The organism is Shewanella sp. WXL01 (assembly GCF_012263345.1).
Classification (GTDB): domain Bacteria; phylum Pseudomonadota; class Gammaproteobacteria; order Enterobacterales; family Shewanellaceae; genus Shewanella; species Shewanella maritima.
This window is the reverse complement of sequence record NZ_JAAIKQ010000004.1, coordinates 96,086-117,057: the sequence shown is the minus strand read 5'-3', so window position 1 is coordinate 117,057 and position 20,972 is coordinate 96,086. Positions and strand designations below refer to the sequence as shown.

Below are 20,972 nucleotides of genomic sequence, written 5' to 3'. Positions count from 1 at the left end.
ATTATTTGGCACTATCATCTTACCCCAGTAACGAAAGTTGCCATTGTTTGACAATTTAAGTAACAAATTACATCTCATTTTTTAAGAGGAAATCTTCATGGGCGGCATCAGTATTTGGCAGCTTCTTATTATTGCGTTAATTGTCGTATTACTATTCGGAACGAAGAAACTACGTTCGCTTGGTGGTGATCTTGGTGGGGCAGTGAAAGGCTTCAAGAACGCCATGTCTGACGAAGACAAAAAAGCACTAGAAGAAAAAGAAGTTGCACAAACTTCACAACAGGCTGAAGAAAAAAAGCCTGAGTCTAAGGATAAAGAACAGGCGTAATCGATTATGTTTGACGGTATCGGCTTTATGGAGCTGCTGCTGATAGGCATATTGGGGCTAGTGGTACTTGGCCCCGAAAGATTACCCGTCGCAGTTCGCTCAATCACAGGTTGGATCCGTGCGATGAAACGCATGGCTAACTCTGTTAAAGATGAACTGGAGCAAGAGCTGCAGATTGAGCAGCTACACTCAGATCTGAAAAAGGCAGAAAACAAAGGTTTATCTAACCTTTCTCCTGAGTTGCAACAGTCTATCGACCAACTAAAAGAAGCGGCTCAATCGGTTAATCGTCCTTACCAAGTTGACGATGACTCATCAGCTACTACACCTAGTATCAAGCCAAAATCTACGGCAAGCGATACTCAGGAAACCTCGAGTAAAAGCGCTGACAACAGCGAGACTAGCTCAAAACCTAACGGATAATTCATGTCGCAACAGCAACCTCTTATTAGTCATTTGCTTGAATTAAGAACCAAGCTGCTAAGAGCAATTGCCAGCGTATTGCTAGTATTCGTCGCCACCGTATATTGGGCGAACGATATCTATCAATATGTCGCAACGCCATTGATGCAATCTCTGCCAGAAACCGGCAGCATGATTGCCACAGACGTTGCAGCGCCGTTCTTTGCGCCGTTTAAATTAACCTTAGTACTGTCATTTTTTGTGGCAATACCTTATGTGTTATTCCAAATCTGGTCGTTTATCGCCCCTGGACTTTATAAGCACGAAAAACGCTTAGTTGTGCCATTGCTCGTCAGTAGTACACTGCTGTTTTATCTTGGTATAGCATTCGCGTATTACGTGGTGTTCCCAGTGGTCTTTGGCTTTTTCACCAGTGTAGCTCCAGAGGGAGTTGAAGTCGCAACCGACATAAGCAGCTATTTAAGCTTTATTTTAAAGCTGTTTTTTGCCTTTGGTTTAGCCTTTGAAATCCCAGTTGCTGTGGTACTACTTTGCTGGGCAGGTGTGACAACACCACAAGAGCTACAAACAAAACGTCCTTACATTATCGTAGGTGCGTTTGTTATTGGCATGCTGTTAACACCGCCTGACATTATCTCGCAAACCATGCTGGCAATTCCTATGCTACTGCTATTTGAAGGCGGTTTGATTGCTGCTAGGATGTACACACCCAAAGGCGATGACGAAGAAGAGCCCACCGCAAGTGAGGATTCTTAATCAGTAATCAGGCTGACATAACAAGCATCGCGTTATCTAAAGGGTGGGTTTCCACCCTTTTTTATGCCATAACAAAAACAACAGGACGGTTTTTATGAAGCTTCGTTGGATAACCACCGCATTTATCACTTCTTTTTGTGCCATGCCAGTGTTGGCAAATACCTCGTTAGAGCAACAACTAATTCAGTGTGGTGGCGTACAAGATAAATTAGATAGGCTAATTTGTTACGACAAGCTAGCAGCTTCAGTGGGCACTATGTCCATTCAACCAGTTGCAAACTCGACCGAACAAGCCCCGCCAGTAGTTGTTGCAAATACAGCCTCGGTAAGCACAGCTTCAGTATCAGAATCAATCACTAGCCAGCAGCAAGAGTTTGGCCTCAAAAAGAAAGTAGAAGAGGAGGTTGAGAAAATCTCCGCCACCATAGTTAATGTAAAAAAAGACCCATATGACGCCTTTATTATTACGTTAGATAATGGGCAGGTATGGAAACAGAGTGAATCTCGCCGCTACAAGTTAAAACCAGGGCAAGTTGTCAGCATTGAAACAGGGATGTTTGGCTCATTTAATCTTGGCGTTGAAGACCGCAACAGCACCACGAGAGTAAAAAGAGTTAAATAGTGGTGCAGCATATCGACATCGCGGTGAACATCCTAAGCCCGCAATTAGCTAACCATATCGACAGTGTGATTAGTGACGCGGCTAATGTGGGTGTGTCTCCCTTGATTGTTATCGGTAGCGATATCGATGAGAGCATCGAGTCTCAACGACTTTGCTCTGCCCACCCCGGAAAACTGTTCAGCACTGCGGGCGTGCATCCACATCATGCTAAAGATTGGGATCAGCATAGCCGCCAAAGCATCATAACCTTGGCGGCAAAACCTGAGGTAGTTGCAATTGGTGAATGCGGCCTGGATTATAACCGCGATTTTTCACCGCGAGATCTGCAGCGAGACGTATTTGCTAAACAGCTTGAAATCGCCTGTGAGCTTAACATGCCAGTGTTAATGCATTGCCGTGAGGCGCACGATGACTTTATTGATATCCTCAAGGACTACCGACCTGAGCTGCCTAGAGCACTGTTACACTGTTTTACTGGCACTCAAGTTGAACTAGAAGCGTGCTTACAGCAAGACTTGTATATTGGTATTACAGGTTGGATATGCGATGAACGCCGCGGCCAGGAATTAGCACAGTTAGTTCCACTGATCCCAAACAACCGCCTAATGGCAGAAACTGACAGCCCTTACTTGCTGCCAAGAAGCATGCGCCCTAAACCAAAATCGAGTAAGAACTTGCCACAGTATTTACCCTATATTGTTGAAACTATGGCAAAGTTACGCGATCAATGCCCTGAACAATTGGCTAAACACTGCTATGATAATAGCCAAGCATTTTTTAATCTTGAAGATACTGTGTTGGAGACACAACGGGTTGAACGCTAAAGGACTTTTTGCGCTAGTTAGTTTATTTATCATCACGATATGGATAGGATTTTTTGCAACTTGGGCACAGGCTACTGCGCCTGATAACATCAATACTGCCAAACATAATGCGGCAAACCAAATCGAACACAGCCCAAAGGTAGCTTCGTCGCCTCAAGCAAGCTTTGTCCCACTGCGCTTAACCGCTGACTCAATCACCAAAATCGATTTACAAGACTGGCTGTATATTCATAAAACCCAAGAAATAAGTAAACTACCCTCCATTTTATCGGAACCCATTAGCCAATGGCAGGCGCTAAAACAAGATGCCAACCACAGGATTGGGGTGAAAAACATCTGGGTCGCCATGAGCATATACAATCCAGATGATGAGATGTTATCCCGAATTATTGCCCTAGATAACCCACTGCTTGATAGTATTAAGCTGTATCATTTCATTGATGGCAAAATCACTAACTTTGAACGCATGGGTGATACCTTGCCTTTCAATCAAAGGCCGCTGCACAGCAACATCTTCCTTTATCCTTTTGACATTGAGCCGCAGCAAACCCACACCTTTTACCTACGTATCGACACCAAAGGCAATATGAACTTGCCGATGACCCTGTGGTCGCCAAATGATCTAACTGAAACCATGGAAAGCAGCAACTTACTCCATGGCATTCAAATAGGTATGTTGCTCGCTATCGCTGTTTTCAGTTTGTTTATCGCACTGGCATCAGGCTCATATAGCTACAGTTACTACTGTGGGTATGTGCTAGGTATCTCATTGATGATCATCACTTTGCACGGGGTTGGTTTTCAATTTATTTGGCCTGAGTCACCTAAGCTGCAACAACACGTGTTAATCATTATATTGCCAATTATTCTGGCATTTTCATTAATGTTCACCGAAAAGGTCCTGCAGCTTAAATACCGTAATATCAATATGCTACGTACCTGTCGCATTCTGGCCGTCAGCTCACTAGCGCTTAGCCTATTACTGCCACTTATCGACTATAGCGTGAGTTTGTATATCGTATTTATCACCATCATGGTGACCCTGAGTTGGATGGCGGGAGTGGCACTCGTGCAATCACTTAGCGGTATTCGCAATGCCACCTTGTACTTTATTGCTCGCTTAGGTTTGCTAACGGGCGGTATGGTTAGCGGCTTATTGTACTTTGGTATTCTCGATCTAAACTGGAAGCTGCAAACACCTGTTACCTTCGGGTTAACCTTTGAAGTCATTATCATGGCGGCAGTGCTGGCCATTCGCTACAACGAAGAGCGTAAAGATAAGTTGCGCATTCAACAGAAAGCCTTAGAGCAAGCCGAGCGTATTCGCCAAAACCGCGAGGAAGCAGTTCGCATTGAAGAAGAGACCAATGAGCGCCTAGAGAATATGGTGCAAGAGCGCACCCTTGAGCTCGAAGTAACTTTACGCGAGCTAAATGACGTCAATCAAAAACTGACAGAGCAAAGCACCACAGATCCGCTCACTGGCGTTAAAAACCGCCACGCCTTTGACAAGCGCCTGGTTGCTGAAGGGCGTATCAGTCGCCGTCAACAAACCCCAATGGGATTATTGATGGTAGATATTGACAAATTTAAGCCTATCAATGATCAATATGGTCACCTTGCTGGCGACAGCACTATTCAAGCAATTGCTAAAACATTATCTGCACAAATAAAACGTCCAACCGATCTGGTGTCACGTTTTGGCGGCGAAGAGTTTGCTATCATACTGCCGAACACGACCAAACAAGGTGCCATGGTAGTGGCAGAGCAAATGCGCAAAGCTGTGAGTGAGTTACAAATTCACTGGCAAGGGCAATCGTTCCCACTGACCATTAGTATTGGCGTATGCGTAGCTATCATTGAAGATGAGACTCATCCAATGCAGCTGCTGGATCAGGCTGATAAAGCCTTATATGACGCCAAACGCAGTGGCCGAAATAAAGTTTGTTACTTTGAGCAAACAACAGAATAAATTGAACAGGAGTCGACAGTGAATCTTATAACTAGTGCTTTCCCTCAGCGCAGAATGCGCCGCATGCGTAAACATGACTTTAGCCGCCGTTTAATGGCTGAAAACCAGTTATCAGTCAATGACTTGATTTACCCAATGTTCATTCTTGAAGGTAACAACCGCACTGAGCAAGTTGCCTCTATGCCGGGCGTGCAGCGTTACTCTATTGATTTACTGTTAAAAGAAGCTGCAGAGCTAGTTGAGCTAGGTATTCCCTTAATTGCTTTATTCCCGGTAACACCAGGTGAGAAAAAGTCATTAATGGCCGAAGAAGCCTACAACCCAGAAGGACTAGTACAACGTGCGGTGCGTGAGCTAAAACATGCCTTCCCAGAACTAGGTGTGATGACCGACGTTGCACTTGACCCTTTTACTACTCACGGTCAAGACGGCATCATCGACGATACCGGCTATATTCTTAACGATGTCACCACTGAGATTCTAGTCAAGCAAGCGCTTTCACACGCAGAAGCAGGTGCTGATATGGTAGCGCCATCAGATATGATGGACGGCCGCATTGGCGCTATTCGCCAAGCGCTAGAAGAAGCTGGACACGTTAATACCCAAATCATGGCTTACTCAGCTAAGTATTCATCAAACTACTATGGTCCATTTCGCGATGCAGTTGGCTCAGCGGGCAACTTAAAAGGTGGCAACAAACATAGCTACCAAATGGACCCAGCTAACAGCGATGAAGCACTTCACGAAGTGGCTTTAGATATCCAAGAAGGCGCTGACATGGTAATGGTTAAACCTGGTATGCCATATCTTGATATCGTTCGCCGTGTGAAAACTGAACTAGCTGTACCAACGTTTGCTTACCAGGTAAGTGGTGAGTACGCAATGCACATGGCAGCAATTCAAAACGGTTGGTTAGCCGAAAAAGCAATTGTAATGGAATCACTACTTTGCTTTAAGCGCGCTGGCGCTGACGGCATTTTAACTTACTTTGCTAAGCAAGCTGCACAGTGGTTAAAAGAAGACCAAGGTTAAGCACGCTAGGACGCAAACTCAAAGAGAAACCATTGATATCACAGTTTTTTAAATAGTGTGATAACAAAATGAAATCAAAATTAAGGGAAGCTGATGCTTCCCTTTTTTTAGTGATACAGCTTACAAATCGTTCATCGATTACTTCTTAATTAGCATGTACAGTGATTGAATAATAGGTAAAGTTTCTTTTAAAGAAGTTGTAGAACTTATGCAAAAAATCACTAAAACTGTTTTCGTTTCCAGCGCTTTACTTTTATCATCCACACTATTCGCTGTACCAAGTTTTGCTGGCAGCGGCTGTGCATTCGACGCAGAAACCAACAAAGGCTTTATTGCCACTTGTAGTGAGGAGACTGAAGAAGTGATTATCACAGGAATTGTTAGCCAACAACAAATTGAGCAGCAGCTACCAGGCTATGCTGAGGAATATCAGCAATACCAAGCTGATCAGGCAATTATTGCTAAGCTAAAGAATATCGATAAACCAACGGACATCGTGGTAATTATTGGTACTTGGTGCCCAGATTGCCACCGTGAGACGCCGCGCTTCATGCGCATTCTAAACGAGGTAAACAACCCGAACATCACGGTAAAATACATTGGCATCGATCGCAGCAAAAAAGACCCAGAAGGTTTAGCCGCAGAATATGAATTCACCCGAATTCCAACCTTTATTGTCCATCAAGACGATAAGAAAATTGGCACTATTGTCGAGAGCCCAACGGACTCTTTAGAAGGTGATTTGTACCAGATTTTAGCTGACTAAAGCTGTAGCGTAAGGCAAAGTAGCCGAAAAAGAAAAAAGCCTGACTTATGTCAGGCTTTTCGATTTTTAGGGCGAACATAGGTTTTGGCAAAACTGCCACTTGAAAAACGAGTAATTCGTTGGCAGATGTTATGAGACTCTATCAGCCAACATCTGCAACACACCTTCACGTAGTGCACCGCCAGCAAGGTCGAGTTGCTTGATATCAAGCAATTCAAATAAGGCAAGCAAGATGGCAACGCCAGCGGCTAATGTCGGTGCTTGCTCAGCATCAACGCCTTCTATTTGCGCTATATCATGCTTACCCTGAGCAATCACTTCATCACGGACTTGCTCAAGTAATGCTGAATCAATTAGCTCTGCATTACCGCGATTTCGCTGCAGCGTCATCAAGGTCTGCACTGCACCAGATGCGCCAAGTACCTGCTGCCAGCCAAGCTCTCGTATCGCGCTGAGCTCATCACCAAGCGCAAGCCTCACAGCCTCTTTTGCTTGCTCAAAGTGCGCAAGTGCATAGGGCTGCTCGGTAAAAATGCTTTGATTAAAGCGCACACCACCCATGGCAACACTGGTTTTAAAAAGCACGTGTTTATCTTCGCCAACAATAAACTCAGTGCTGGCACCACCAATGTCGATGACTAAACACCGCCCCTGAACCTTGGTTGTTGCCGTCATGCCCTGATAAATTAGCTCAGCTTCACGTTGGCCTGTAATGATCTCAATGGCAAATGGGAATATCGGTTTAGCCTTAGTATCGAACTCGTCAGCATTGTTGATACTGCGCAGCGTTGCTGTTGCCAGCACAGCAACATTAGCCGCCTTAATTTGATGCTCATTTGCCTTTTGGGTAAACATGGCAAGGCAATCTAAACCGCGCTGCATGACATCGGCTGACAACGCACCATCAGCGTTGATCCCCTCAGCCAGACGCACCTTTTGCTTATACTTAGCAATGATGGTTGGCTTAGCATCTATGGTCTGCGCTACCAACATATTAAAGCTGTTAGAGCCTAACGTAATTGCTGCATAGAGTTCTGATGACATGGCGTATTCTTGTTCTCTTACCCTTGATACCAATCAGCACAAGTATGTGAACATTCTTACTGGTGAAAATCACGTATAACGTCGTTAGAAATTTTGTAGGTAGAGCAACTAGCTAGCTGCAATTTCTACCTTGTTCTACGCGATTTTTCCTGCGTAATCTCTGCTCACGTATTTATCCCAATTGGTATGAAACAAATTTTTTACGGATATAAAAAAACACTGACTCTAGCGAGGCGAGAGTCAGTGTTATGAGCTAATTATGCTTGGCGGCGACTGCGGTGACGTTGTGGGCGTTTAGCGCCGCTACGATGAGCACCTTGGCTACCTGCACCATCGCGAGTACGCGTGGTTGGATGTTTGCGATGAATACGCACTGGCGGTGGAATATCATCAAGTAAAGCTTCGTGATCGTAATTACTCACTGGGATCGCATGGTCAATGTACTGCTCAATAGCAGGCAAATTAAGCGCATACTCTTCACAGGCAAAACTCACCGACACACCTTTAGCACCAGCGCGGCCTGTACGACCAATACGGTGTACATAATCTTCGCAGTCATCTGGTAAGTCATAGTTATAAACGTGCGACACATCAGAGATATGCAGGCCGCGGGCTGCAACGTCGGTGGCAACCAATAAATCTAATTGGCCTTTAGTGAACTGCTCTAGAATGCGAATACGCTTTTTCTGCGGCACATCTCCGGTAAGCAAACCGACTCGGTGACCGTCACCCTCAAGCCATGACCAGACTTTCTCACAGCTGTGTTTGGTATTTGAAAAGACAATAGCTTTTTCAGGCCAGTCTTCTTCAATCAAACTCAGTAGCAAGCGCATCTTGTCTTCCATCGACGGATAGAACAGCTCTTCTTTAATATTCTTAGACGTCTTTTCAAGTGGCGCAATTTCAACCTTTTCAGGATCGTTCATGTGATCGTACGCCAGTTCTTGTACCTTCATTGAAAGCGTCGCAGAGAACAACATGTTCAAGCGCGCATTAGCGTCAGGCATGCGACGGAACAAGAAGCGGATATCTTTAATAAAGCCAAGGTCAAACATGCGGTCAGCTTCATCAAGCACCACAGCTTGGATATGATTAAGGCTAATTACGCCTTGGCGAACGTAATCGATAATACGGCCAGTCGTACCAATAAGAATATCAACGCCTTTATCAAGCACTTCACGTTGAGTCTCATAACTTTCACCGCCGTAAACGATGCCGACTTTTAAACCTGTATGTTTCGCTAGCAACTTGCCATCTTTAGCAATTTGAATCGCCAACTCACGAGTGGGCGCCATAATGATTGCGCGAGGCTGAGTAGGCGCTCGACCTTCAGGCGCGTCAACCGTAAGCAAGTGGTTAAAGGTGGCGACCAAAAAGGCCATAGTTTTACCGGTACCCGTTTGCGCCTGACCGGCAATATCTTTGCCTTGCAATAAAACTGGTAAAGATAACGCCTGAATTGGCGTGCAAAATTCAAAGCCGTTCTCGTTCAATGCTGCTTGCACTTTAGGATTAAGTGGAAATTCAGCAAACTTCTGTGTCGATAAATGTTTTTGGCTCATGGCACCTAGCTCGTAGCATTATGGCTCATAACCTTTCGTTATGAGCCTTGCCCCCTATTTAGGGTTGCAAAAAAAGAAACTTTCGTTTGAAATAGCGTCATTGTTCATCCGTGCTATTAAATTGCAACAACTTTGTTGCACTAATCGGAATATTTTTAAACATTGTTCCGGTCATTTATAAACGGATATTTCACTTGGTCACTTGAAAAGCGATTTAACTGACCCAATATACATGGTAAGCCATTAATAAACTAGCAATGGTACCAATTCTGGAGAACAACATGAGCGATAAAATTGTAACCTTGAGCGACGATAGCTTTGAAAACGACGTCATCAAATCAGAACTACCAGTGCTGGTAGACTTCTGGGCTGAGTGGTGTGGTCCTTGTAAAATGATTGCCCCAATCCTAGACGACGTAGCTCAAGAGTACGAAGGTAAACTAACTGTAGCTAAGTTAAATGTTGACCAAAACAACGTTTCTCCAGCTAAGTACGGTGTACGTGGTATCCCTACACTGCTTATGTTCAAAGGCGGTGAGCTAGTCGCAACTAAAGTTGGCGCACTTTCAAAAACTCAACTTAAAGAGTTTGTAGACGCTCAAGTCTAATCCCTGTCTCAACGACAAGTTAAAGTGATAAGTAGCGCAAGTTGTGAACAATTTGTGCTACTTTGTCTTTAAAAATCTGGACGTACTACCCAGATAGTGCTAATTTATTCAGCAGATTTTCCAACTAACCCATTTCTCCGCACATCAATCACAAAACTGTTCTATTAAATCTTACTGATTGATCGCGGTAAGCTTTGTCGCGTAACACAAGACCTCCTACTCATGAATTTAACAGAATTAAAAAACACCTCGATATCTGACCTGGTTTCATTAGCCGAAAGCATGAAACTTGAAAACATGGGCCGTTCTCGCAAGCAGGACATTATTTTCTCAATCCTAAAAGCTCATGCTAAAAGCGGTGAAGACATCTTCGGTGGCGGCGTTCTAGAAATCCTCCAAGACGGTTTCGGGTTCTTGAGAAGTGCCGACGGTTCATATCTAGCAGGTCCTGACGATATTTACGTATCGCCAAGCCAAATCCGCCGCTTCAACATGCGTACCGGTGATACCATTTTCGGTAAAATCCGTCCTCCGAAAGATGGTGAGCGTTACTTCGCGCTACTAAAAGTCTCAGAAGTTAACTTCGACAAGCCTGAAAACTCTCGCACTAAAATCCTCTTTGAAAACTTAACCCCACTGCATGCAGAAGACCGTTTGCGTATGGAGCGTGGTAATGGTTCAACTGAGGATATTACTGCACGTATTCTGGACTTATGTTCTCCAGTCGGTAAAGGTCAGCGTGGTCTAATTGTGGCACCGCCTAAAGCGGGTAAAACGCTACTACTACAGAACATTGCTCAAAGCATTACCTACAACAATCCAGAAGTTGTATTAATGGTACTGCTAATTGACGAACGTCCTGAGGAAGTGACTGAGATGCAACGCCTCGTTAACGGTGAAGTAATTGCGTCAACGTTCGATGAACCAGCGTCTCGCCACGTTCAAGTTGCTGAAATGGTAATTGAGAAAGCCAAACGCCTAGTTGAACACAAGAAAGATGTAGTCATCCTACTTGACTCAATTACCCGTTTAGCACGTGCTTACAACACTGTTATCCCATCATCAGGTAAAGTACTTACCGGTGGTGTTGACGCTAACGCACTGCACCGTCCTAAGCGTTTCTTTGGTGCGGCTCGTAACATTGAAAATGGCGGTAGCTTAACCATCATCGCCACCGCGCTAGTCGACACTGGCTCTAAGATGGATGAAGTGATTTACGAAGAATTTAAAGGTACAGGTAACCAAGAACTGCACTTATCTCGTAAAGCTGCTGAAAAACGTGTATTCCCAGCGATTGACTTTAACCGCTCTGGTACTCGCCGTGAAGAAAAACTAACAACTAACGACGAGCTACAGAAGATGTGGATTCTGCGTAAGATCCTTAATCCAATGGATGAAGTGGGCGCAATGGAATTCCTTATCGATAAATTGGCAATGACCAAAACTAACGATGAGTTCTTCACAGCAATGAAACGCGCTAAATCTTAATATTTGCAAAGCGTTATCCGCTTGCGCAGCTTTAAGCACTGAACACTAAAAAGCCGCTGTTAGTCAAACTAACAGCGGCTTTTGTTTTAATCCTTACTCTGTTGGCTGGTGTCAATATTACCTAGCGTTCTACGTTAGTAATCACTTACTGCGATAAGTCAATTAATCGTACAGAACCTTCTAGCTGATGTAACTTTGACCGGCATACACTACAAAGTGTCTCAGGGCTAATACCCCTAGAATAGTGCTGCACGATACCGTAACCAAAAAGCCTTTTGAGTGCTTCCAGCTTTGCGGCGCGAATAAACTCGCACTTAAAGGAACCACTAACCCCAAACCAACCACTCCTAGCCAAAATACGCTCGCCCAAGCACCCGAAGTGATTGCTGATGTCGCCGCTTGTGCTGCAGGGCCAGAAAAATTCAAACCGACAAACAACAGCACTAGACAAAGCGCTTCGTTAAAGGCAACCGGATATTCAATGCGATGCACCTGCTCAATACAGTCTGACTCTTTCTTACTAAAGAACAAGGTAGCAACCAGAATATTACCTGCAGAGCCTGCTGATAGCGCCGAAGCTAAAAACAGCGCTGGCAGCACCGCGGTATTGAGGATTGGATAACTGATCATCGCCGACAATAGGAAACCGGTATACACACCAACACATAGCGCTAATGCAAAAATGAGCTTATTTAGACTTCCTTCTAGCGAGCGACAAACCTTGAGCACACCGTTTAGTGCCGGCACGCAGCGACGAATGGGCTCCTCAAATACTAAACCTGCGAATACAAACACTAATGGAATGTAGACCAAAAGCGCTATCACCCCCCATGCCATTACCGAGGTTAAATTGTAATTGAGCAAGATATGATAAAACTCAAATGGCTTAGTTAAATCCAGCACTAATAACGCCATACCTAAACAGATACTGACCGGTGCTATCACCGCTGCAGCCTTTACCACAGGTAAACCTTCTGTGGGTAAGCCGCGGCTTTGCTTGTACCATTTAAGTCCGATCGCCACCAGCATAGAACCAGCTGACAAACCTGCCATAAATAAATAGACCGCGATTATCCAGTTCCAGACGACTGGATCATATTGCTCCATTGAGCCCCAAATATTGTTCATGCTTTGATCCCTCCTTTGCGGCTAGGAATACGGTAAACCCTTGGTTGAGTGCCCAGATTAGCCTTTTGCTGATAATTGGTTTTGGTATCCAATAGCTGGCTGACTTCTGATTGAGGATCGTTAGCATCGCCAAAACAAAGGGCATCGGTTGGACACACACTAACGCATGCTGGAGACTCGCCACGAGCAAGACGCGTTTTCTTACAAAAATCGCACTTATCCGGCACCTTAGTATCCGGGTTAATAAAGCGTACTTTATAAGGGCATGCAGCCACGCAATACAGACAGCCGACGCACTTTTTCTCGTTAATCGAAACTATGCCGTCATCCGCCACATAGGCTGCACCTGTTGGACATACTTTAACGCATGGTGCGTTTTCACATTGCTCGCAAGAAACGCGATTATATTTAAAATGTAAGTTAGGGAAGTTGCCGTGAGGCCCTTCAATACGCACCTGAATTCGGGTCACCGACTCAGGTACATTGTTTTCGCTTCGACAGGCTACATTACAAGCCTGGCAGCCAATGCACTTGTTTTCATCGTGCACAAGAACATAACGTTTAGTCATAATGAACTCCGATTAAAGCTTGGCAATTTTGACGCCGGTTGTGTGTAAATTCATACCTGTCACAGGTGAGATAACATGAGGCAGTAAGTTGCCGCAATGTACGCCACGCCCAGTAGCACGAGACAGCTCTTTGTTTTTAGAACCAAAGCCCATATAGGCAAAAACCGTGTCAGGACGAATGCCCGGAGTCACTAGCGCATGACCTTCTTCGCTACCAGTGTCGTTGTATATGCGGACTTTATCGCCAGAGGCGATTTTTAAGTGTCCGGCTGTCACAGGGTGGATCCATACGCCGTTGTTAGACATTAAATTCGCCAACATAGGGACGTTATGAGTAGCAGAATTGGTATGCACGGCGACTTTACCTTGAATGAAAAACAACTCATCAGCTTTTTTCATGGTGACTTCGCGATATTTGATCACGCCACGCCCTGGCGCCATTTTCTCCACTTTACTTGAGCTCAACTCAATCTTGCCGCTTGGAGTTTTAAACGATAATTGACTGGCATAGGTGCCATCGGCATCAACGGGTTTTGCATTCGGATATTGCGCTGTAAATGCTTTAACCATGCTAGGTTCACGCAGCATCAGCGGCTTACCAAAGCTTACCCAACCATCTTGCTTGACTTTAGAAAGCAAGGCCGCGTCTTTACCAACTTGGAACAACTGCAATGTTTGCATGTTCTCCCAAGGGAAATATTGCGATAAGCCTAGCTGATGACCTAACTCCTGCCAGATCAGCCAACTTGGCTTGGTATCGCCAATGGTATCAACCACTTGCTGCCTCACGTAGTAAGCAGGATTCTTACCCGATTTATCTGCGATTTCTTCATCACGCTCAAGATAGGTTGACTCAGGCAAGATGATATCGGCATAGGCTGCGCTCTCACTTACATAAACATCACAGGCAACCACAAATTCCATCGCCTTAAGCGCTTCAACGACTTTGGCTCTGTCTGTCATGGTTTGCATTGGGTTGGTACGACTCATTACCCATGCTCGCAGCTGATAAGGCTGTGCTTCTAATGCTGCGGTTAAAATGGACTGATAAATACCGCCAGATGACCATATCAATGCGTACTGTTCATCGACCATATCGATGCGCTTAGCTTCAATCTTAGGTAAGTTTTTCACCCCAGGTTTTACTAATACAGGTGCTGCCATTTCACCAGCAAACTCGTTGTATTTTTTAGCTTTCTTACCAAAGTACAGACCACCTTTACGCTCAATATTGCCTATAAGGACATTGGCCGCAAACAGCGCTCTGCGCAGCTCAAACTCTTCGGTGGTAAATGTCGCGCGGTGGCCAAAGTCGACAACCGCATGCGGCGCAGCGGCCGCTAATTCATGAGTAATGCGGCGAATATCTTCAGCTGGCACATCACAAATCGCTTCAGCCCATTGTGGTGTGTAGGCTTCGACTTCCTTGGCAAAATCGTCAAACCCCTCAACGTATTGCTCCACAAACTCGCGGTCATACAAATTGTCTCGAATAAGTACATGACAGATTGACAGAGCTACGGCGATATCAGTGCCTGGCTTAATTGCATGCCACTCATCAGCCTTATCGGCAACAATAGAGAATCTTGGCTCAAATACCACTAACTTGGCACCCTTGTCGCTCTGCGCTTTCATTAAACCGCGGGTTTCGGTCATATTGATACCTTCATACAGGTTATGACCAAAATTGATAATGTATTTTGAGTTACCTAAATCACGCTTGGCTTTAGAGCCGAACATGGCCTTGGCAGCAACCACATAACCACCAGGGCAAGTCGTTGCATGGGTAAAGGTATTTGGACTACCAAATGCTTTTGCTAGATGAAAGAAGTGATTTGACAACGAGCCTGATTTTGACGAGAAAGCAACCGACTCAGCACCGTGTTGCTGTTTAATGCGATTAAGATTCTTAGCAATGGTTTCATAGGCTTCTTGCCAATCAATTTCTTGCCATTTGCCTTCGCCGCGCTCACCGACTCGCTTTAATGGTTTTACAATGCGCTGCTTGTCATACAGCAAACTATGGCCAGCACCGCCGCGGGCACATACTGCACCGCCATATGATTTTGCTTTGTCGTTACCAAGAATCGATACGTTTTGCCCGTTAACAACTCGCGCAGAAATAGGACAGCGCGTCGAGCACATCTCGCAAATACTGGCAACATGCTTAGCGCTGCCGCTTACAGGCCCCGCACCTAATGCCGCAATTGAGCCAGGCAAACTTGCTAACATGCAACCTGCTGTGCTCGCTCCAGCTCCTTTAATAAAGGTTCGCCGATCAAGTTTCATACTTTCTCTCCCCATTGACATAAATCTCTAGAAGCACACCAAGCTATGGTTAACTTCTAGGCTTAACTCATTGTCAATGAGGTATGAGAACTTGAATATTGTGGTAAACCACATTTCGTACGTCGTATTATCGCGTTTGTGACTTCATTCACAAACGCGTTACTTATTGAAGGGAAACTAGGCTACAACAGGAGAGTGGCTGCCGCGCTTTTTCAATGAAATCTGAGCCTTACAGCCGCGTTCATCCGTGTTATTTGCAAGTAAGAGAACACCCTCATGTTCATTGACCACCTCTTGACAAATTGCTAGGCCAAGTCCTAATCCATTTGCTTTAGTGGTATAAAAGGTAGCAAGCAGGGTGGCAAATTCCTCACTTAGCCCTGGGCCATTATCTTTAATGCTAAGGTCAACCTGCTCGGCTTTAAAATGCATACCAATCTCAATCATTCCCTTGCCTTTAAACTCAGCATCACTCAGAGCATCTACACTGTTTTTAATCAGGTTTATTAGTACCTGCAATAAACCAACTCTGTCACCGGTGATGAAAAACGGCTCGCCTTTAAAATGAGTTTTTATCTGAATATCTCGCTGCTCAAGCTCAAGTTTCAACAAAGATAAACTCTCATCCACTAAGGTTAGGATATTGACGTCTTCCATCACTGCTTCTCTGCGTTTAAGCAAACTACGAATGCGGTGCACAACTTCCCCTGCTCGCTTTGACTGGCTGTGAATTTTATCGAGCAACAGCAAAATATCCGGGATATCTAACTGCTGCTGGCGTTGCAAACGCATCTTTGCTCCTTCACTGTAACTGGTGATAGCAGCAATTGGCTGGTTAATCTCGTGAGCAAGGCCAGCACCAATTTCACCAATAATGGCTGTACTTTGTAACTTTTCTAGGGCGACTTCCTGCCGCTTTAGCTGTCGCTCGGATTCGACTAATGACTCACTCTTTTGATGAAAGCGATACTCAATCCACAAGTGATATATCGTCGCCACGACAAACAGCAAAATAGCAAACACGCCCCAGTAGCGGTTTTCACCAAGCCACCCCAGAATTACCGACCAATAATTGGGTTTACTTGACTCTACTTGCAACTCACTGAAGAGCTGAATAACACCAAGTTGACTAACTGGTGATGTCCAACCCATAAACTGCGCTTTTATCGCTGCGGGGTGCTCAGCCGATATGCCCATTAAAGCTTGTGTAACCTGCTTAGTGATTTGGGTATCGACCCCCTCAATTACGGCAAATGACCAGTTTGGATACAGCTTAGTGCTGCACTGGCAATCAAAACCTGCAGGCCTACTCGGGTTTAATACCCTAAAGTCCTTTTCATTGATCACCCCTTTTGCAACCATATCTTCAAGGGTACATAAAGGGGTAATGGCGGCATCAACGTTGCCGTCACGTACTTGATATAACAAAGGGTCTAGCGGAAAGCCTAAAAACTTAATCTGTTTGAAAAAGTGTTGTGGGTCCATGCCACGTTTTTGCATTAACCCCACGGTTGCTTGATACCCGCCTAATGCGTGCGGCCCACTGGCGACGATCGATTTACCTTTGAGGTCGTAAAGCGTGCGGTAATCACTGTCTGCACGAACAATAATGGCTGAGCCAATGGCTGATGTTGCGCCGTTATGACGCCTTGAGCGCATAGTGGCCAACCAGGATAAAGGGTATTGATTTGATAAGAATAGATACTGCCCCGGATTGGTGACAATAAACTGAATTTTGCCCGACGCCATCGCGCGGTTAAGCTCTTCAAACTCACCAGGGTAGACATGAAACTGCGTGCCTGGCACTTGCTCGCTCAGGTATTGCATTAGCGGTGACCAACGCTCAATAGCCTGCTGATATCCCCAATTGCCAAGCACACCTACGTATAGATCTCGCTTATCAGCAAACACCGGCAATGCCATTAAAAGCATCAACAACCCAATCAAGGCGCGAACCACTGTTTAATCCCTCAAGTTTAATTAAGTACCCCAAATCAGCTTACTGCGTTCTCAAGCACACCTACGTGACTCGCCTCCAACTTTTACCACATGAAGTCGCGTATTTGTTTTATTTGCGATACTTATCAATTACCTCTCATGAAGTGTTTGGCGAACCTATGAATAACCAAGCTGTTTACCTTGTCGATGATGATGAAGCCATTTTGGACTCAATTAGCTTCCTAATGGAGGGTTTTGACTACCAACTAACTTGCTTTAGCAGTGGCGAGCAATTCCTTGAGCAGATAGATTTAGCTCAAGTTGGTTGCGTGATTTTAGATGCCAGAATGCCAGGATTTAGCGGCCCAGAAGTGCACAAACGCCTCACTCAAGCACAAAGCCCGTTAGCGGTTATCTTTCTCACCGCTCACGGTGACGTGCCTATGGCTGTCGAAGCCCTTAAGAGCGGCGCGTTTGAGTTTTTTCAAAAACCTGTCGACGGGCAAGCGTTAGCAAGCGCGATTGCTAAAGGATTAACATACAGCCAGCAGCAATATGATCAGCTAGCTCAAAAAGCGCTGATTGAAGGGTTATCAAAACGAGAAAAACAGATTTTTTCGCTAATTGTAGCGGGCAAAACTAACAAAGAAATGGCCAACGAACTGTGTGTCGCCGTACGCACCATTGAAGTCCATCGCGCGAAGTTAATGCTCAAGCTTAACGTCAGTAACCTTGCTGAGCTGATGCAACTTTCTAAGCTTGCTTAGTCCGCGCTCAACTACAGAAATATTTAGGGCTTCAAAACGAAGCCCTAACGAATTACTGATAAGTTATTAATGAATTACTGATTAACCACCGCAATGCGTTCATGCTCAACCAATGTGGTTGCCATTTTACGGCGTAAATAAGCAATTTGTTGCATGTGGGGTAAATCTTTCGGGCAGTTGTCTTGGCAACCTAATAACGTCATGCAGCCAAATACACCATCTTGATTACCAATAACATGATAAAAATCCTCTGCACTGCGAGCATCGCGACTATCAAGCTCAAAGCGGGCTAGCTTCATCATGCCTACCGCGCCGACAAAGGTATCGCGCATTTGCTTGGTTGCACATGCTGACACGCACACGCCACATTCTACGCAACGTTCAAGCTCATACAATTTTGCTGCTTCTTCTGGTGCCATTGGTTTTTCTAGGCGATGAATATTGGCTTCATCTTGCAAAGGTTGTAGCCATAACTGCAAGCGCTCAGCAAGTTCACGCATAAACTTACCCGTGTTAACCGACAAGTCACCAATTAACTCAAAACCGGGCAGCGGCATGAGTTTAATTACGCCATCGCCATAGTTAGCGGTTAAGGTACGGCACGCTAATGTTGGTTTGCCATTGATCACCATAGCGCAACTCCCGCAAATACCCGCGCGGCAAACAAAGTCGAATTGCAGCGACGGGTCTTGTTGCTCACGCAGTAGATTAAGCGCGATAAATACTGTCATACCTGGCGCTTCAGTAAGCTCATAAGTCACCATTTTCGGCTTGTCATTTTTATCTTGCGGATCGTAGCGAAAGATCTCAAAACGCAGTTTACGTCCCTGAGCTAACGCCTGGGTTTGATTTGCTTGAGTCATAGTTATCCCTCTGCTAGCTCGTTATCAGACAAACGTTGATTACCTGGGCGCAGCGCCTCTGGCAGGTCAAATGACATTAATGCCGCCTGCTTTTGGTATTTGTCGGCCTCTTCACCCAGCTGGGCGACAATTTCTGCAATCTGTGCTTCCCGCTTAGCGGTATCAGGATGGGCAATGGCATTATCAACGCCATAGCCACGATATCCTGGCGGTAGCTCCATTTGCATTACATCAAGCTGCTCATAGCTAAGCGTTGGTTCAAGCGCGTTAGCATCTGGCCAGGATGCCAATGTACGGCATAACCAGTCTTTGTCGTTACGTTGTGGGTAGTCTTCACGGGAATGAGCACCGCGGCTTTCGGTGCGAGCCTTCGCACCACAGGCAACTGTTAACGCAACTTTTATCATTCGCTTAACCCGCAGGGCTTCTACCAGCTCAGGGTTTGCATGACGTTTCTTGCATTTGAGGGTAATTTTACTTGCGCGCTTAAGTAACTCACTCAGCCCAGATACAGCTTGCTCAAGCTCAGGACCATTACGGAAAATCCCAACACTGTCCATCATAATGCGCTGCATTTGCTGTTTAAGGGCAAATGCAGACTCGCCTTCTTCATGGGTCAATAGCTCAGTGATTTCCTGATCCACTTCTGCAGCAAATTTATCGACTAGATTGGTGTTGATTTCAAGCGGCGTTTGCTCGCAAAAATCTGCTACATACTTACCAATGATCATCCCTGCAACCACGGTTTCAGCCAATGAATTGCCACCTAGGCGATTAAAGCCGTGCATATCCCAGCAGGCTGCTTCCCCAACACTGAATAAGCCTTTAAGTTGCGGGCTTTGCCCTTCAGGAGTGGTACGAATGCCGCCCATAGAATAGTGCTGAGTTGGGCGCACAGGGATCCAATCAACGGCAGGATCAATGCCTAAGAAGTTCTCGCAGATCTCTTTGACTTCACGCAGATTGGTTTCTATGTGCTCACGACCAAGCAAGGTAATATCGAGCCATAAATGCGGTCCGTAAGGGCTATCAACCCCTTTGCCTTTGCGCATGTGCTCGGTCATGCGGCGTGACACCACATCACGCGATGCCAGCTCTTTCTTTTCTGGCTCATAGTCAGGCATAAAGCGATAACCGTCTTTATCTCGCAAAATACCGCCATCACCGCGGCAGCCCTCTGTGGTCAAGATGCCAACAGGCACGATGGCAGTAGGGTGGAACTGCACCGCCTCCATATTACCTAGGGTGGCAACGCCAGTATCTAGCGCCAATGCTTGGCCAATACCTTCACAAATAATTGCATTAGTCGATACTTCATAAATTCGTCCGTAGCCACCAGTTGCTATAGTGGTTGATTTGCCAATATAGGCTCGCAGCTCACCAGTGATCAGGCAGCGAGCAATCACCCCATGACAGCGCTCACCATCATGGATAATCTTAAGCGCTTCTACTCGCTCATGAACGGGAATGCCCATTGATATCGCTTTATTATCCACCGCGTATAGTAACGAGTGCCCTGTACCGTCTGCGGTATAGCAGGTGCGCCATTTTTTGGTACCACCAAAATCACGGGCATTAATTAAGCCATGAGCCTGCTCGGCTTCAGTAATCGTTACCTTCTCAGCGTTAACAATCACCTGACGGTCGCCCTTAGTGATGCGCGTCCATGGCACCCCCCAGTTGGCTAACTCACGCACAGCTTTTGGTGCGCAGTGGGCAAACATACGAGCTACATTTTGATCGCAGCCCCAGTCAGAGCCTTTTACTGTATCTTGAAAGTGTACGTCTTCATTATCACCCATGCCTTTAACTGTGTTACCAAGGCTTGCCTGCATACCACCTTGGGCAGCTGCAGAGTGAGACCGTTTAGCTGGGATCAGCGACAATACAAGTGTGTCTTGTCCACGCTCTTTTGCAGCAATAGCAACCCTAAGCCCAGCAAGTCCAGCGCCAACAACCAGGGCATCTGTATATATAATCTTCATTACTATGT

19 protein-coding genes are annotated in these 20,972 nt (G+C 45.5%); 11 read left to right on the top strand and 8 right to left on the bottom strand.

Annotated elements, in window-relative coordinates:
- Window positions 1–97 precede the first annotated feature (97 nt).
- The 8 genes from tatA (at window position 98) to G3R49_RS11930 (ending at window position 6,723) form a co-directional block, all read left to right on the top strand.
- Window positions 98–328 (top strand): Sec-independent protein translocase subunit TatA, encoded by a 231-nt coding sequence (gene tatA / locus G3R49_RS11965; protein ID WP_130600827.1) that lies wholly within the window; start codon window positions 98–100, stop codon window positions 326–328.
- A 6-nt stretch (window positions 329–334) separates the two neighbouring features.
- Entirely contained in the window at window positions 335–751 is a 417-nt protein-coding gene (gene tatB, locus G3R49_RS11960) for a Sec-independent protein translocase protein TatB (RefSeq protein WP_130600825.1), read from the top strand.
- A 3-nt stretch (window positions 752–754) separates the two neighbouring features.
- On the top strand, window positions 755–1,507 hold the full coding sequence (gene tatC, locus G3R49_RS11955) for a twin-arginine translocase subunit TatC (RefSeq protein WP_130600823.1): 753 nt from the start codon (window positions 755–757) through the stop codon (window positions 1,505–1,507).
- Between the two features lie 94 nt (window positions 1,508–1,601).
- The gene (locus G3R49_RS11950; RefSeq protein WP_242620210.1) at window positions 1,602–2,129 is read left to right on the top strand and encodes a hypothetical protein; all 528 of its coding nucleotides are present in this window, start codon (window positions 1,602–1,604) and stop codon (window positions 2,127–2,129) included.
- The gene (locus G3R49_RS11945; protein ID WP_130600821.1) at window positions 2,129–2,953 is read left to right on the top strand and encodes a TatD family hydrolase; all 825 of its coding nucleotides are present in this window, start codon (window positions 2,129–2,131) and stop codon (window positions 2,951–2,953) included. Before G3R49_RS11950 ends, G3R49_RS11945 begins: the two co-directional genes overlap by 1 nt.
- On the top strand, window positions 2,943–4,925 hold the full coding sequence (locus G3R49_RS11940; RefSeq protein WP_242620209.1) for a diguanylate cyclase: 1,983 nt from the start codon (window positions 2,943–2,945) through the stop codon (window positions 4,923–4,925). Before G3R49_RS11945 ends, G3R49_RS11940 begins: the two co-directional genes overlap by 11 nt.
- 18 nt (window positions 4,926–4,943) lie before the next feature.
- Window positions 4,944–5,957, top strand: a complete 1,014-nt coding sequence (gene hemB / locus G3R49_RS11935; protein WP_130600817.1) for a porphobilinogen synthase — start codon at window positions 4,944–4,946, stop codon at window positions 5,955–5,957.
- A 208-nt stretch (window positions 5,958–6,165) separates the two neighbouring features.
- Complete coding sequence (locus G3R49_RS11930; protein WP_130600815.1) at window positions 6,166–6,723, top strand: thioredoxin family protein; 558 nt, start codon at window positions 6,166–6,168, stop codon at window positions 6,721–6,723.
- A 129-nt stretch (window positions 6,724–6,852) separates the two neighbouring features.
- Here the strand turns inward: G3R49_RS11930 and G3R49_RS11925 are convergent, their stop codons facing one another.
- Window positions 6,853–7,767, bottom strand: coding sequence for an exopolyphosphatase (locus tag G3R49_RS11925; protein ID WP_130600813.1), 915 nt, complete (start codon window positions 7,765–7,767; stop codon window positions 6,853–6,855).
- A gap of 257 nt (window positions 7,768–8,024) precedes the next feature.
- The gene (gene rhlB / locus G3R49_RS11920; RefSeq protein WP_130600811.1) at window positions 8,025–9,329 is read right to left on the bottom strand and encodes an ATP-dependent RNA helicase RhlB; all 1,305 of its coding nucleotides are present in this window, start codon (window positions 9,327–9,329) and stop codon (window positions 8,025–8,027) included.
- A gap of 281 nt (window positions 9,330–9,610) precedes the next feature.
- On the opposite strand from rhlB, the gene trxA reads away from it, so the two are divergent.
- Both trxA and rho read left to right on the top strand, forming a co-directional pair.
- Window positions 9,611–9,937 (top strand): thioredoxin TrxA, encoded by a 327-nt coding sequence (trxA, locus tag G3R49_RS11915; protein WP_130600809.1) that lies wholly within the window; start codon window positions 9,611–9,613, stop codon window positions 9,935–9,937.
- 222 nt (window positions 9,938–10,159) lie between these two features.
- Entirely contained in the window at window positions 10,160–11,425 is a 1,266-nt protein-coding gene (rho, locus tag G3R49_RS11910; protein WP_130600807.1) for a transcription termination factor Rho, read from the top strand.
- Window positions 11,426–11,605: 180 nt separating this feature from the next.
- Here rho and nrfD read toward each other — a convergent pair whose 3' ends face one another.
- The 4 genes from nrfD to G3R49_RS11890 form a co-directional block, all read right to left on the bottom strand.
- Entirely contained in the window at window positions 11,606–12,553 is a 948-nt protein-coding gene (gene nrfD / locus G3R49_RS11905; protein WP_130600805.1) for an NrfD/PsrC family molybdoenzyme membrane anchor subunit, read from the bottom strand.
- Window positions 12,550–13,122, bottom strand: coding sequence for a 4Fe-4S dicluster domain-containing protein (locus tag G3R49_RS11900; protein ID WP_130600803.1), 573 nt, complete (start codon window positions 13,120–13,122; stop codon window positions 12,550–12,552). The genes nrfD and G3R49_RS11900 overlap by 4 nt, the downstream gene beginning before the upstream one ends.
- Window positions 13,123–13,134: 12 nt before the next feature.
- Window positions 13,135–15,411 (bottom strand): thiosulfate reductase PhsA, encoded by a 2,277-nt coding sequence (gene phsA / locus G3R49_RS11895; protein WP_167869812.1) that lies wholly within the window; start codon window positions 15,409–15,411, stop codon window positions 13,135–13,137.
- Window positions 15,412–15,588: 177 nt separating this feature from the next.
- On the bottom strand, window positions 15,589–17,370 hold the full coding sequence (locus G3R49_RS11890; RefSeq protein WP_167869811.1) for a sensor histidine kinase: 1,782 nt from the start codon (window positions 17,368–17,370) through the stop codon (window positions 15,589–15,591).
- 158 nt (window positions 17,371–17,528) lie between these two features.
- On the opposite strand from G3R49_RS11890, the gene G3R49_RS11885 reads away from it, so the two are divergent.
- The gene (locus G3R49_RS11885; protein ID WP_167869810.1) at window positions 17,529–18,116 is read left to right on the top strand and encodes a response regulator transcription factor; all 588 of its coding nucleotides are present in this window, start codon (window positions 17,529–17,531) and stop codon (window positions 18,114–18,116) included.
- Between the two features lie 74 nt (window positions 18,117–18,190).
- Here G3R49_RS11885 and G3R49_RS11880 read toward each other — a convergent pair whose 3' ends face one another.
- Both G3R49_RS11880 and G3R49_RS11875 read right to left on the bottom strand, forming a co-directional pair.
- On the bottom strand, window positions 18,191–18,979 hold the full coding sequence (locus G3R49_RS11880; protein ID WP_130600795.1) for a fumarate reductase iron-sulfur subunit: 789 nt from the start codon (window positions 18,977–18,979) through the stop codon (window positions 18,191–18,193).
- Window positions 18,980–18,981: 2 nt separating this feature from the next.
- On the bottom strand, window positions 18,982–20,964 hold the full coding sequence (locus tag G3R49_RS11875; protein ID WP_167869809.1) for a fumarate reductase flavoprotein subunit: 1,983 nt from the start codon (window positions 20,962–20,964) through the stop codon (window positions 18,982–18,984).
- Between the last annotated feature and the right edge of the window lie 8 nt (window positions 20,965–20,972).

What these genes read in the sequence shown, in the direction of transcription:
- G3R49_RS11925 (WP_130600813.1), bottom strand. Translation starts at nt 7,767, where the DNA reads ATGTCATCAGAACTCTATGCAGCAATTACGTTAGGCTCTAACAGCTTT.
- tatC (WP_130600823.1), top strand. Translation starts at nt 755, where the DNA reads ATGTCGCAACAGCAACCTCTTATTAGTCATTTGCTTGAATTAAGAACC.
- rho (WP_130600807.1), top strand. Translation starts at nt 10,160, where the DNA reads ATGAATTTAACAGAATTAAAAAACACCTCGATATCTGACCTGGTTTCA.
- phsA (WP_167869812.1), bottom strand. Translation starts at nt 15,411, where the DNA reads ATGAAACTTGATCGGCGAACCTTTATTAAAGGAGCTGGAGCGAGCACA.
- G3R49_RS11930 (WP_130600815.1), top strand. Translation starts at nt 6,166, where the DNA reads ATGCAAAAAATCACTAAAACTGTTTTCGTTTCCAGCGCTTTACTTTTA.
- G3R49_RS11875 (WP_167869809.1), bottom strand. Translation starts at nt 20,964, where the DNA reads ATGAAGATTATATATACAGATGCCCTGGTTGTTGGCGCTGGACTTGCT.
- G3R49_RS11900 (WP_130600803.1), bottom strand. Translation starts at nt 13,122, where the DNA reads ATGACTAAACGTTATGTTCTTGTGCACGATGAAAACAAGTGCATTGGC.
- tatB (WP_130600825.1), top strand. Translation starts at nt 335, where the DNA reads ATGTTTGACGGTATCGGCTTTATGGAGCTGCTGCTGATAGGCATATTG.
- trxA (WP_130600809.1), top strand. Translation starts at nt 9,611, where the DNA reads ATGAGCGATAAAATTGTAACCTTGAGCGACGATAGCTTTGAAAACGAC.
- G3R49_RS11885 (WP_167869810.1), top strand. Translation starts at nt 17,529, where the DNA reads ATGAATAACCAAGCTGTTTACCTTGTCGATGATGATGAAGCCATTTTG.
- rhlB (WP_130600811.1), bottom strand. Translation starts at nt 9,329, where the DNA reads ATGAGCCAAAAACATTTATCGACACAGAAGTTTGCTGAATTTCCACTT.
- nrfD (WP_130600805.1), bottom strand. Translation starts at nt 12,553, where the DNA reads ATGAACAATATTTGGGGCTCAATGGAGCAATATGATCCAGTCGTCTGG.
- G3R49_RS11950 (WP_242620210.1), top strand. Translation starts at nt 1,602, where the DNA reads ATGAAGCTTCGTTGGATAACCACCGCATTTATCACTTCTTTTTGTGCC.
- G3R49_RS11880 (WP_130600795.1), bottom strand. Translation starts at nt 18,979, where the DNA reads ATGACTCAAGCAAATCAAACCCAGGCGTTAGCTCAGGGACGTAAACTG.
- tatA (WP_130600827.1), top strand. Translation starts at nt 98, where the DNA reads ATGGGCGGCATCAGTATTTGGCAGCTTCTTATTATTGCGTTAATTGTC.